Here is a 12,540-nt window from a genome sequence, read left to right on the forward strand (position 1 = left end):
AACTCACCGGGTGGGTGCGATCGGGATCCGCCAGTCCAGACGGGTTCCACCACCATCCGGGCCCGGCGAGACGGACAGCCCTCCCCCACGGGCCTCGGCACGCTCCGCGAGGTTGCGCAGACCGCTCCGACGGCCACCGTCCGTGACGCCCACGCCGTCGTCACTCACCGTCACGGCCAGCACTCCGTCCGCCAGGACGATCCCGACCTCCGCCCGCTCCGCTCCCGCATGGCGGGCCACGTTGGTCAGGGCCTCTCCGAGCACGGCTACCACGTCGTCGGCGACCGGCACCGGAACATCGGTGTCGATCAGCCCCTCCATCCGCAGGGCGGGCGCGAAACCGAGCAGCGCCGCCGCCTCACCCACGGCTCGCACCGCGCGGACCCGGAGTCTCGGGGTGCTGCCCGCCCCTTCGTGGTCGCGGAGTCCGAAGATCGTCGACCGGATGATCTTGATCGTCTCGTCCAGGTCGTCGATCGACCGGCTCAGCCGCTCGGAAGCCTCCGGGTGCTCCACGAAGCGCTGGGCGCTCTGCAAGGTCATCCCCGTGGCGAAGAGCCGCTGGATAGCGAGATCGTGCAGGTCCCGGGCGATCCGGTCGCGGTCCGCCAGTAGGCTCACCTGCTCGGTGTCCCGGCGCCGGTCGGCCAGCTCCAGCGCGAGGGCTGCCTGCCCCGCGAAGCCGGGCAGGGGCGCGACCTCGGCCGCGGCGAACGCCGACCGCCCCGTACGCCGTGCCAGCATCAGCACGCCCCGCAGCTTCGCCCTCGTGCCCACCGTGACCGCCACGCCCGGCCCGAAGCCCGTCCACGTGTCCGGCAGCGCCGCGGCCCGGGCATCGGTGGCCATATCGGCCAAGGTGATCAGTCCGTCCCGTGCCAGGATGACGGCGGCCAGGATCCCCTCGCTGCCGGGCAGCACGATCCCGCGGTGCGCTTCGGCGCCCTCCCCCAGGGCCAGCGAGCCGCGCAGCTCGCCGCCGGGCCCCACCTGGTAGAAGACGCACATCTCGGCCGAGATGATGTCCCGGGCCCGCTCCAGCATGCCTTCCAGCACCTCGATCTCGGAGGAGCCGGACAGCAGCGCGCTCGTGAAATCGGAGCTGGCCGCCAGCCAGCGCTCCCGGAGCCGGACCTCCTCGTACAGACGGGCGTTGTCCACGGCGACGCCGGCGGCGACCGCGAGGGTGGCCAAGACCCCCTCGTCCTCCGCGTCGAAGCCCTTCCCGCCCCGCTTCTCCGTCAGGTAGAGGTTGCCGAACACCTCGTCCCGGACCCGGATCGGCACGCCGAGGAAGGAACGCATCGGCGGGTGGTGCTCCGGAAACCCGGCGGAAGCCGCGTGCTCCGAGAGGTCTCCCAGGCGCAGTGGCCGCGGGTGCCTGATCAGCTCGCCCAGCAGTCCGTGTCCGGTGGGCAAAACCCCGATCCGCGCCCGGAGCTGGTCACTGATGCCCACCGGGAGGAACTCGGCGAGTTTCTCGTCGTCCCCCACCACGCCCAGCGCACCGTACTCCGCGTCCACGAGGACCACCGCGGCCTCCACGATGCCGCGCAGCACCTGGGCCAGGTCCAGCCCCTGCCCCAGCGACATGACCGCCTCGAGCAGGCCCGTCAGCCGGTCACGGGTCTCCCGCGCGTCGGTGATCTGTGCCTGGAGCGCGTCCAGCCTCGGCTGCGGCATCCGGCTCGCCGACCCATCCCGATCGTCCCCGGCCATGGACACCTCCGGCGGCGTCGAAGGGCTCCGCTTACCCGCCCGGTCTTCAGCCTAGTCCTCCTGCGCCCGGCCTGCGGCCGTCTCGATCAGCATGCGGCGCTGGGGACCCGGGCGATTCCCTCAGAGCGATGTCCGTCATGCCCCGTCGCTCCCCCGCTCCTCGTCGTGCCGTGGAATGAGCTCCACGGGGCAGTGCGCGTGGTGCAGGAGACTGTGCGTCGTACGTCCCAGGGTGGGCCCGAAGTACCCGGGCGATCGCCGTCCTCCCAGGACGAGCAGGTCCGCACGGCGCGACGCCTCGACCAGGACCGAAGCCACCGACACGCTCTTCTCCGCGTCGGTGTTCACCGTCAACGCGGGAAACTCCTCGCCCACGCGGTCGGCGACGGACTTCAGACCGCGGACATGGCGGCCGGCGAACTCGTTGACGTCGGCGAGCATGGTGACGTCGGTTCCGGCGTGCCGGGGTACGCGCCACACGGTCAGCAGGTGCAGCGTTGCCTTGCGCAGCTCTGCTTCGCGGGCGGCGCGGCGCGCGCATTCGAAGTCGTACTCGTCGCGAACCGCGGCCAGCACCACGCCGCTCTCGGCAAGGTCCTCGCCGCCGCGCACCACGATGACGGGGGTCGTGGCGGCTGCCGCGATCCTCAGACCGACCGAACCCAGCATCAGCGACTCGAAGCCGCCCAGCCCGCGGTGGCCGACCACGGTCATGCCGTACTTCGCCCCCACTCGGTGCAGACCGGAGACGGGGTCCCGGCGGCTGTACTCCGTGGTGACGTGGAGGGTCGGGAACCGCCCGGAGACCGTAGCGGCCGTGAGCTCCAACAGGTCACGGCCCTCCCTGTGGACGCGTTCGATGATCTCCGCCGACAGGTAGAAGACCCCGTCGGCGGTGTCGGCCGCGTAGAAGATGTGAAGGGTGCTGTCGCGGCGGGCTGCCTCGGCGGCGGCCCAGAGCGCCGCTGCCAGCGCGGTGTCCGATCCGTCGACACCGACGACGACCGAACCGAGGTCCGGACGGTACTGGGTGGAGCCTTCCATGGCTTCCTCCTCTGCCGAACAGCGACGGGGGTGTCTTCACACTGTCACTCCGACCCGCGCGAAGAATGGGCCGCAGGGGCCAGGCAAGGGACCGAAGGTCCCTTGCCCGCCGCACACCGCCTCATCGACCCCTCATCGCTCGGGACCGGTCAGTCCCGGCACAGGACCCGTTCGGCCCTCGCACGGCGGGCGGACCCGGCGGATGGTGGCTGATGAGGCCGCTCCGCACGATGCGCTCACCGGCCGGAGCCGACAGGAGGGCCACAGTATGAAGCACGCCAAGGTCGGCTTCCTGATGACCGACGAGGTCGTCTCGGTCCTCGGGAGGACTCCGTCCGCGGACGTGGCCGCGCTGCTCGTCGAACACGACATCAGCGGCATGCCGGTCCTGGACGCGGACGAGCGCGTCCTCGGGGTCATTTCGCGGACCGATCTGCTCGTCCAAGACCACCTCACCGCTGAAGACCTGATGACCGCGCCGGCCGTCACGGTCCACGCCGACCAGACCGTCACCGAGGCCGCCCGCCTCATTACCCGACGCGGGGTGACGCGACTGCCGGTCGTCGACGAGGAGGACCGTCTGGTCGGCATCGTGACGCGACGGGACCTGCTCCGCGTGTTTCTGCGCCCAGACCACGAGATACACCGCGTGCTGGTCGAGGACGTGCTGGCGGACACGATGGGGATCGGTGCCGATGCCGTGAGCGTGGGTGTCGTGGACGGGGTCGTCACCTTGGACGGCCGCCTGTCCAAGAGCAGCCAGATTCCCGTCGCGCTCCGGCTCGCCGGACAGTTGGACGGTGTGGTGGCGGTCATCGACCGGCTCACGGCCCACTCCAACGACACCCGCACCCGCACCGCACCGCCGGACCGGGGCGCCGAAGAGGTTCGCCGCTGATGCGGGATGTGGACCGTTCGGCCCCTGCCCGCCCCATCCGCACCGCGCGAGCATGGAAGCGAGGCAGGCTCACCGCACCCGGTCACACCCGTGCGACGCCCTGCAGACGGACCCGGGCCATCCCCTTGCTCCGCCACCGCACTTCGTGAGGAGCGCCTTCATGGAAGTCCTGATCTTCACCCTGATCGCCCTGGCCGTGGTCGCCCTGATAGGGCTGACGATGGCTCTGAAGATCGTCAAACAGTACGAGCAGGGCGTGCTGTTCCGGTTCGGCCGGCTCGTCGGCACCCGAGCACCGGGCCTGCGGGTCATCGTGCCGTTCGCGGACGTCCTGCACCGGGTGTCCTTGCGGATCGTCACCATGCCCATCCAGTCCCAGGGCATCATCACCCGGGACAACGTGAGCGTCGACGTCTCCGCTGTCGCCTACTTCCGCGTCGTCGACGCCGTGAAGTCGGTCATCGCGATCGAGAACGTGGGCACGGCCATCAACCAGATCGCGCAGACCACCCTGCGCAAGGTCGTCGGCCAGCACACCCTCGACGAGACCCTCTCGGAGACCGACCGCATCAACCTCGACATCCGCGAGATCCTCGACGTCACCACCGCAGAATGGGGCGTTGAGGTCACCCTCGTCGAACTCAAGGACATCCAGCTGCCCGACAGCATGAAGCGCGCGATGGCCCGCCAGGCCGAGGCCGAACGGGAGAAGAGGGCCAAGATCATCAACGCGGAGGGCGAGTCGCTGGCCGCCGCCGCACTCGGCGACGCCTCCGACACCATGATGGCCCACCCCCTCGCCCTGCAACTGCGCAACCTGCAGAGCCTCGTGGAGATCGGCGTCGACAAGAACACCACCGTGGTCTTCCCCGCACCGCTCATGAGCACCATCGGCGAACTCGGCGCCTTCCTCGCCCGCGAATCCGCGGCCGCGACCCTCCGGACACCGCGCACGGCGGAGATCACCACGCCGCTCCCCAGTCCGTCCCCGCCGAACGGAGCGCGAGCGGTCAAGACCACGTAACCGAAAGTCGGCGGCGCCGCCGTGCGGAGGACGTTCTCCGTACGGCGGCGCCGACTGCTGTGCTGTGGGGCGCGTTCAGTGAGTCGCCGCGAGTGCGGCGCCGATCCGACGGGCCCAGGCGCGGATCCGCTCAGGATCGCGGAAGTCCCCGGCCCGGCCCTGGCGCACCAGTGCTTGCTGCCGTAGGCGACCAGTACCCGCTGTGCGCTCATGGGCCCGCTTCCTTCCTGTCCTTCTCAGTACGGCAGGACACGCCCCGACGGCGTACGCAGATCGACGGGCGGGGGGCGGTGCGGCCGTGGCCGGGGTGCCGAGATCTGGATCCGAGGCATGGTGGATCACCTCTTCGTGAGCGAGACCCGGAGCAGGTCCGCACTCCAGAATCACCCGGTGGGACACTCGCTTGGCAGGGCCGACGGGGACCGAGGTGGGGGCCGACCGGCCCCCACGTCAGCACCGGCGACGTGGCGCACCAGGGCCGTCATGCCTTCTGGACGCGCGACGGGTTCGATACGGCCAGGTCGTCGTGGCGCGGCCCGCCCAGCACGACCTTCAGCGCGCCCGTCTCACCGGCGCGGGAGAACACCTCGTACGCCTCTTCCATCTGCCCCAGCTCGAAACGATGGCTGATGAGCGAGGAGGTCGGCAGGCGGCCCGCTGCCAGCATGCGCAGCAGCATCGGTGTGGAGCTGGTGTCCACGAGCCCGGTGGTGATGGTGACGTCCTTGATCCACAGGTCTTCGAGGTGCAGGGTCGCGGGCTTTCCGTGGACGCCGATGTTCGCGACACGGCCGCCGGGGCGGACCATGCGGGTGCACATCTCGAAGGTCTCGGGCACGCCGACGGCCTCCATGACGACGTCCGCGCCGAGACCATCGGTCAGGTCGCCCACGAGCATTTCCGGTTCCTCGGCGGCGTTCACGACCGCGTCCGCGCCCAGCTCCCGCGCCTTCGCCAGCCGGGACGGCGCGAGATCGACGGCGATGACTCGGGCCGGCGAGTACAACCGGGCCGTGGCGATGGCCGCGAGTCCTACGGGGCCGGCGCCGACCACGACGACGGTGTCCCCGGGCCGGACGTTGCCGTTCAGCACCCCCACCTCGTAGGAGGTGGGGAAGATGTCCGCGAGCAGGACGGCGTCGGCGCTGTCGACCGTGCTCGGCAGCAGGTGCACGGAAAGGTCGGCGAACGGCACACGGACGTATTCGGCCTGGGTGCCGTCGATGGTGTGCCCGAGCACCCAACCGCCTCCCCCGCGGCACTGGCCGTAGCGGCTCTCGCGGCAGAACCGGCACCGGCCGCACGAGGAGATGCAAGAGACCAGGACCCGGTCGCCGGGGCGCACCGAGCGGACGTCACCTCCGCACTCCACCACCGTGCCCACGGCCTCGTGACCGAGCACACGGCCTGGAGTCACCTCCGGCAGATCACCCTTGACGATGTGCAGGTCCGTACCGCAGATCGTCACGGCGTCGACGCGCACGATCACGTCGGCGGGATCCTTGATCGCCGGATCCGGCACCTCCTGCCACGCGGTGCCTCCCGGTCCCTGGAAGACGAGTGCCTTCATGACGCCACCTCTCCATGTCTCCCGTGCTCCGGCAAAGGTCACCTCAGGCTGTCCCCGCCGCCCGGTTCCCGGACAGGGCCGGACGGTCCCGCACCGGGGCCCGACAGGCCCCTCCGGCCCGTGGCGAGGACGTGTGATGGTGGATGGCGGGGTCTCCTTCACCTGGGACGGCCGCCGATCTCGGGGACAGCCCGGGGAACCCTTCGCTTCTGATTGAGGACCACCACGCCATGACCTCCAGTCCACGTTTCGTCCGCGACGTGATGACGAGAACCGTCGTCAGCGTCACGCCCCTCGCCGAGTTCAAGGAGATCGTCGCCGTCATGAAGCAGTGGCGAGTGACGGCAGTACCGGTCATCGAAAGCGAAGGCGAAGGCGCGGGCACGGGCACGGGCACGGGCGCGGGCAGGGTCATTGGTGTGGTCTCGGAAGCCGACCTGCTCCCGAAGGAGGAGTTCCGCGATCACGACCCCGGTCTCATCGAGCAGATGCGGCGGCTCGGTGACACGCTGAAGGCCGGCTCAACCCTGGCCAAGGACCTGATGACGGCTCCCGCCGTCACCGTTCGGCCCGATGCCACCTTGTCCCAGGCGGCCAGGCTCATGGCGGAACGGCACATCAAACGGCTGCTGGTCGTCGACCCAGCCGGCACCCTCCAGGGCATCGTCAGCCGCACCGACCTGCTCAAGGTGTTCCTGCGCCCGGACAGTGAACTCGTGGACGAGATACGGCGCGAGGTGGTCGGCCGACTGTTCCCGCTCGCACAGCACAGGGTGCGGGTCGACGTCCACCACGGCGTGGTCACCCTCTCCGGCGGAATCCTCGACGCATCGCTCATTCCGGTGGCAGCACGTCTCGCGCGCGCCGTGGAAGGCGTGGTCGACGTCAACTGCGCGCTGACCACGTCGGTCGCGCAGACGGCAGGGGCATAAACGCTCCGCCTCACCGGAGGTACCTGGTCAGGACCCCTTTGGTTCTCCGCACCGGAGTAGGAGGGAGGTACCGGGAGTATTTCGCGCATCGGATGCAACTCAGGTGTCATTTCCGGCGATCGATACACCGGACCGTCGAACTGCGGGCGGCCCGGGGACAGGTCTCCACCATGACCGTCCCCCTGGCACGCACCACACCCGCCACGTCACCCCCGCCTCCCGCTGCCGCGCCTCCTCGCCCCGCTCGCCTCGTGCTCACGCCGAGCACCTGGGCTGGTTCACCGAACAGGATCCCGACAAGCTGATCCGGCTCTCCTGCAGGACCGTCGTAGCCCTTGACCTCGCCGTAGCGGGTGCCTTCCATCCAGTCCTTGCAGAACTGGACGATCTCCTCGTTGGAGCGTCCGATCCAGTTCGAGAACGTAACACGAGATATCCGTCTTCGTGCAGGTCAGGAACGCAAAGGGCTTCTGCATGTCGAGATCCCTTGGCCAACGCCCGCCGTCGGGACCGATGCACTTCGGCGTTGGTCCCGACGGCAAGTTCACAAAGCCGGGCGGCTACTTCGCAGCCACTGCCCGAACGGTGCCGGCGCCGATGGCACCCCGGAGGACGTGAGCGATCTCCTCGGGCTTGAGGTCGATTCCGTCGAGCGCCTCGACGGTCAGCGGGATTTCCTCCAGCGCGTACTCGCCGCGGCCCTCGGCACTGAACTCGGGCCCGGAGCGGTCCTCGAAGGACCAGGTGGCGATGCGGGCGAGGTAGAAGAGCTGACGCTCGTCGTCGGACTCCATCGCGTGGAGGAGTCGGACGATCTCGGCCTTCCCCGCGATCTCCTCGTGGATCTCCCTGTGGAGAGCGGCCTCCCGGGACTCGTCGCCGGCCTCGACGCCGCCGCCGGGCAGTACCCAGTACACGGGGAGGCCGGGCTTGGTTCGGCGGATGACCAGCATCGTGTCGTCAGCGGTGACGAGGACGGCGCGGACTCGTTCGATCATTTCGGTCTGTCTCCTTGCCTGTTGACGGTCTCAGTGCACCAGCCGGCCGCCGTCGACGTGGACGGATTGCCCAGTGATGAACGACACGGAGGGGCCCACGAGGAACTCAACCAGGGCCGCGACATCCTCGGGCCGACCACGGCGAGGGACTCACTGGCGCCTGATCTGGTCCTCCGGGCGCGCGAGGTGCTGAGCGGGGACGGCGTTCGCGGGCGAGGGAGCGGGCAAGTCCCAGTAGCCCGGCCTTCGCGGTGCTGTACGCAACGAGGTTCTCCGGCCGGCGCGGGCGTTGACGCTGCCGATGTTCACGATCCGGCCCCAGCGGCGTTCGATCATGCCGGGGGTCAGGGTGTGGCAGGTGCGGTAGTGGGCGGTGAGGTTCACGTCGAGGGAGTAGTTCCAGGCGGCTTCGTCGGTGTCCTGCCAGGGGACCCGAGGGTAGGAGCCGGGATTGTTCACGAGGATGCCGACGGGGCCGATCTCGGCGCGCACGAGGTCCGCCATCGTCTGCACGGCGGTCGGGTCCGTCAGGTAGGCGTGTACCGCGATGCCGGGGCTTCCGTCACGCTCGAAGGCGGCGAGCACACCAGGCGCCAGCTGACCGCAACCGCTCAGCCATACGGCCCGACGGGTACGCCGGCAACGTGCTCTCCGGCAGTTCCACTGCCCGGCGCACGAATTCCACTACCCTGTCCGGCACGTCGAATGCCTTCGGAAAGCAGCCCATCCGCTGATAGGACTTCAGCGCCACCAACAGCGCGAGCTGATGCTCGTCGGAGTCCGTGACCTCCTCACCCCAGACCCGCTCCTCCTCGCTGGGAGTGAAGAACACGTGCAGCTCGCGCGCGGTGATCAGCCGCTTGAACCGCGGATACGCGGTGCTCTCGATCGAAGTCATCCCGCGGTCGCGTAGGCGTCCTGCTCGAGACCATGCCGCTCGGGTGTCATGAGGAGCTCGCCACGGTCGGACGTGTCCACCGTTGGTTGGCGGCATTGTTGCATGTCCAGATCTGGACGTGGGCGCCGTTGGCCGTGGAGTTGCTGGGTACGTCCAGGCACTTGTTCGCACCGAGGGCTGTGATGCTTCCGTCGGTGTTGAAACGCCACTTCTGGTTGGTCTGGCCGTTGCAGTCCCAAATGAGCACGCTGGTGCCGTCGGCGGTGCCTTTGTTGTTCACGTCGAGGCATTTGTTTCCGTAGACCAGCAGTTCACCGGCTGCCGTGGAGGTCCACTGCTGGTTGCTCTGACCGTGGCAGTCCCAGATGTCGACCCTGATTCCGTTCGTTGGGGAGGATCCGGCGACATCAAGGCATCTACCCGACCCCACGCCCTGGATCGTGGACGCGGGGGTGGGCGTTGCGCCGCTGACCCGGAACACCACGGTGCCGTGGGCCGGTACGCTCGCCGAGATGGCTCCGGTGGTCGAGGTGACGGCGTTCGTCCAGCTCTCCCGCAGGCCGAAGGAGTTTCCGGACATGCCGATCGCCGAGGCGGTGGTGCTGATCGTCGTCGCGCTGCCGCCTTGGTTGAACAGCGCCACCGCGACGTCGCCGTTGCTCAGCCGTTTGGCCAGGATGCGGCGGGTGCCGTCGTTGCTGACCTGAGTGGCCTGGAGGCCGAGCGGGTCCTGGTTGAGGGCGATCAGGTTCTGGTTCTTCATGATCGTGGCGGTCGCGGCGTCCATGTTCCGCATGTCGTTGCCCGCGATCAGTGGAGCGGCCATCATCGCCCAGAGGGCGAAGTGGCTGCGCATCTCGGTGTCGGTCATGCCGCCCCGGCCGACCACCATCATGTCGGGGTCGTTGAACTGCCCCGGCTTGGCGTAGCCCGACAGCGGCGCGTTGACGTTGACGATGTTCTGGACGCCCATCGGATAGCCGTTGGTCTGACCCGAGTTCCAGACGTTGGTGATGTCCTCGGTCGTCCGCCAGATGTTGGCCACATCGCCCCAGTTGCGCTGCGGGCCGGTCTTCTCGTGGATGCTGTTGGAGTTGATGCTGTAGAGGATCGGCCGGCCGGTGGCCGCCAGGGCGTCACGCATCTTCGCGAAGGTGCGGACCTGTTCATCGATGGTGCCGGTGGGGGAACACCAGTCGTACTTGAGATAGTCGACGCCCCAGGCGGCGAACTGCCGGGCGTCCTGGACCTCGTGGTCGAGACTGCCGGTGGCGCCCGGATAGGACCCGAAGTACTGGGCGCAGGTCCGGTCCAGGGGTGCTTGGTAGAGGCCGAACTTCAGGCCCCGGGTGTGCAGGTAGTCGCCGAGCGCCTTCATGCCGCTGGGGAATCTCGACGGATTGGCCTGCAAGTTGCCGGCGGAGTCGCGAGTGGGGTCGAACCAGCAGTCGTCCACGACCACGTACTGATATCCGAGGTCACGCATGCCTGAGGTGACCATCGAGTCGGCAGTCTGGCGAATGAGCGTCTCGTTGATGTTGCAGCCGAAGGTGTTCCAGGTGTTCCACCCCATCGGCGGGGTGCGGCCCACGCCGTTGTCGAGCGCTTGAGCCTGGGGGGCGGCGGTGAGCGTGGAGGCCAGGGCCAGGGCCGCCATGGTCAGCAGCGTGCGGTTGCGTTTCCTGCGCATGAAGATCGCTCCTCGGTGAATCGAAGAACGGGTTCACGGGGTGGGCCGGCCACCCCGTGAACCCGGTGCTCAGGCTCGGCTCCTCATCGGAGCCGGAGCGGTGTCACGTGGTCAGCGCTGCCCTGTCAGCAGAGCCGGCCGGTAGGGCCATTGGCCGTAGTCACCACCGGAGTTGGGGTCGCGTCCCTGGTAGAGGAACTGCAGGTTGCAGGGATCGACGGTGAAAGTCTGATCGGCGCTGGTGCGGATCAGTTCGCCATGGCTGATGTCGTTGGTCCAGGTGGCGCCGCTGTTGGCCTTGCCGGCGAAGGGGTTGCTCTCGGTCGCGGCCTGGGGCGTCCATGAGCCGTCCAGGCTGGTGGCCGTGAACGAGCGGAAGTAGCGCCCCTGCGAGCCGATCGCCTCGACGATCATGAGGTAGCGGTCCTGGCCCTGAAGCTTGTAGACCTGCGGGGCTTCGAACAGGTTGTTCGTCGTATCGCTCATGACCGTCGTGTAAGCCGATCCGAAACTCCCCGGGAAGTTCCCGATCGGCATGCTGGCCCGGTAGATCTTGCCGTTGTCACCGGCGAAGAACAGGTACATGTTCGTGCCGTCACCGATGAGCGCCTGGTCGATGGGTCCTGTTCCGGAGCCGGTGATGCTTCCGGAGAAGAGCACCTGCTGTGACGACCAGCCGTTGGGGTTGGAGGGGTCGCTGGACGTCCGGTAGGAGAAGGCGCTCCCACCTCCCCACTGGTAGGCGAGCACCCAGATGTTCTTCGGCGCGAAGTAGAAGAGCGTGGGCGCGACAACGGAGTTCGACATCGTGTTCTGGCTGGCCGAGGCCATCTCCGGCCAGTTGGTGAACAGGCCGAAGTTCATCGAACCCCAGCCCGTTCCCGGTCCCGCGCCGTGCGTCGTCGCATAGACGAGCTGCTTGCCGTTGTAGGGGGCGACGGTGAAGTCCTTGAGTGACGCCCACCCGGCCTTGGGCTGCGCCAGCGCGCCCGTTGAGGTCCAGCGGTATGTCGACGGAAGACCGCACGGGCCGGGGGTGCCGGCACCGACCTTGATGAGCTGCCACTGCTGGTTGGTGCCGCCCCAGTCGTCGTACTGGACGATGTTCGCGTTGTCGGCGGTGGAGGCGCCCTGGACTTCGAGGGCCTTGTTGCTGTGGCGCGCGATGAACCTCACGTAGCCGTCCGAGCTGTCGGCCGGCCGCCACTGCTGGTTGGTACCGTTCACGTCGCTCCACTGGACGATCGAGGCGCCGTTGGCGGTGGACCGGCCGGAGACGTCCAGCACCTTGCCGGAGTGGCGGGACTTGATGCGGTAGTAACCGTCTCCGGAGTCGACGAACTGCCACAGCTGCTGGTTCTGGTCGTTCCTGTTCCACTGGGTGATGCGCGCGCCGTCGTTGGTCGCCAGGTTGTAGACGTCCAGGGCCTTTCCGCTGCTGCGGTTGACCAGCGCGTACGAGGCGTTGGGGTCGACGGTCGCCGCGGCGGCGGCGACGGCGGGCTGGGTACCGAGGAGAGCAGCCCCGAGCAGCAAGGACGAAAGGACCGCGAGTACGAGTCTCAGGACCCGTGGCGGATGGCGAAACCACATCAGAAGAGCTCCTTTGGGGGGCGGGGGTGAGGTGACCCCGGCGAACCGCCGAGCGGCCGCGTCAGGGGGTCTGGGACGGGATAGGTGTGAAGGCGGCCGCACATGCCGAAGCGTGGGTGCTCCGGGCACTCCAGGCGTGACACTTCGCCGTGGTCCAGATGAGAGAGGTCTCCG

Annotated in this window: 11 protein-coding genes and 2 pseudogenes; 3 read left to right on the forward strand and 10 right to left on the reverse strand. The window is 68.6% G+C overall.

The features are described from left to right. Positions 1-3: 3 nt before the first annotated feature. Positions 4-1,719, reverse strand: a complete 1,716-nt coding sequence (locus ACFYM0_RS12905; RefSeq protein ID WP_388500107.1) for a GAF domain-containing sensor histidine kinase — start codon at positions 1,717-1,719, stop codon at positions 4-6. A gap of 135 nt (positions 1,720-1,854) precedes the next feature. After that, entirely contained in the window at positions 1,855-2,763 is a 909-nt protein-coding gene (locus ACFYM0_RS12910; protein ID WP_388500108.1) for a universal stress protein, read from the reverse strand. Between the two features lie 268 nt (positions 2,764-3,031). Between ACFYM0_RS12910 and ACFYM0_RS12915 the strand changes: the two genes are divergently transcribed. Beyond that, positions 3,032-3,661, forward strand: a complete 630-nt coding sequence (locus ACFYM0_RS12915; RefSeq protein ID WP_388500110.1) for a CBS domain-containing protein — start codon at positions 3,032-3,034, stop codon at positions 3,659-3,661. Positions 3,662-3,821: 160 nt separating this feature from the next. After that, a complete protein-coding gene (locus ACFYM0_RS12920) occupies positions 3,822-4,685 on the forward strand; it encodes a slipin family protein (protein ID WP_388500113.1) in 864 nt (287 codons plus the stop codon). Positions 4,686-5,166: 481 nt separating this feature from the next. On the opposite strand, the gene ACFYM0_RS12925 is transcribed toward ACFYM0_RS12920, so the two are convergent. Then, positions 5,167-6,255 carry a zinc-dependent alcohol dehydrogenase family protein gene (locus tag ACFYM0_RS12925; protein ID WP_388500116.1) on the reverse strand — a complete coding sequence of 363 codons (1,089 nt, stop codon included), beginning with the start codon at positions 6,253-6,255 and terminating at the stop codon, positions 5,167-5,169. Between the two features lie 230 nt (positions 6,256-6,485). Between ACFYM0_RS12925 and ACFYM0_RS12930 the strand changes: the two genes are divergently transcribed. Then, positions 6,486-7,187, forward strand: coding sequence for a CBS domain-containing protein (locus tag ACFYM0_RS12930; RefSeq protein WP_388500118.1), 702 nt, complete (start codon positions 6,486-6,488; stop codon positions 7,185-7,187). A 322-nt stretch (positions 7,188-7,509) separates the two neighbouring features. Here the strand turns inward: ACFYM0_RS12930 and ACFYM0_RS12935 are convergent. From ACFYM0_RS12935 to ACFYM0_RS12965, 7 genes and pseudogenes are all read right to left on the reverse strand, one after another. Further along, positions 7,510-7,614: pseudogene (locus ACFYM0_RS12935) on the reverse strand (pirin family protein); the annotation flags it as partial. A 133-nt stretch (positions 7,615-7,747) separates the two neighbouring features. After that, positions 7,748-8,185 (reverse strand): NUDIX domain-containing protein, encoded by a 438-nt coding sequence (locus ACFYM0_RS12940; RefSeq protein ID WP_388500120.1) that lies wholly within the window; start codon positions 8,183-8,185, stop codon positions 7,748-7,750. 30 nt (positions 8,186-8,215) lie between these two features. Beyond that, positions 8,216-8,317, reverse strand: a pseudogene (locus ACFYM0_RS12945) (SDR family oxidoreductase); the annotation flags it as partial. Positions 8,318-8,335: 18 nt separating this feature from the next. Further along, complete coding sequence (locus tag ACFYM0_RS12950) at positions 8,336-8,770, reverse strand: SDR family NAD(P)-dependent oxidoreductase (protein WP_388500123.1); 435 nt, start codon at positions 8,768-8,770, stop codon at positions 8,336-8,338. Continuing rightward, positions 8,748-9,083, reverse strand: coding sequence for a DUF4158 domain-containing protein (locus ACFYM0_RS12955; RefSeq protein ID WP_388500126.1), 336 nt, complete (start codon positions 9,081-9,083; stop codon positions 8,748-8,750). The genes ACFYM0_RS12950 and ACFYM0_RS12955 overlap by 23 nt, the downstream gene beginning before the upstream one ends. A gap of 46 nt (positions 9,084-9,129) precedes the next feature. Further along, complete coding sequence (locus tag ACFYM0_RS12960) at positions 9,130-10,773, reverse strand: glycoside hydrolase family 27 protein (protein WP_388500128.1); 1,644 nt, start codon at positions 10,771-10,773, stop codon at positions 9,130-9,132. A gap of 111 nt (positions 10,774-10,884) precedes the next feature. Beyond that, positions 10,885-12,366 carry a non-reducing end alpha-L-arabinofuranosidase family hydrolase gene (locus ACFYM0_RS12965; RefSeq protein WP_388500131.1) on the reverse strand — a complete coding sequence of 494 codons (1,482 nt, stop codon included), beginning with the start codon at positions 12,364-12,366 and terminating at the stop codon, positions 10,885-10,887. Positions 12,367-12,540: the final 174 nt, after the last annotated feature.

Source organism: Streptomyces sp. NPDC006487 (assembly GCF_042870555.1).
Classification (GTDB): Bacteria; Actinomycetota; Actinomycetes; order Streptomycetales; family Streptomycetaceae; genus Streptomyces.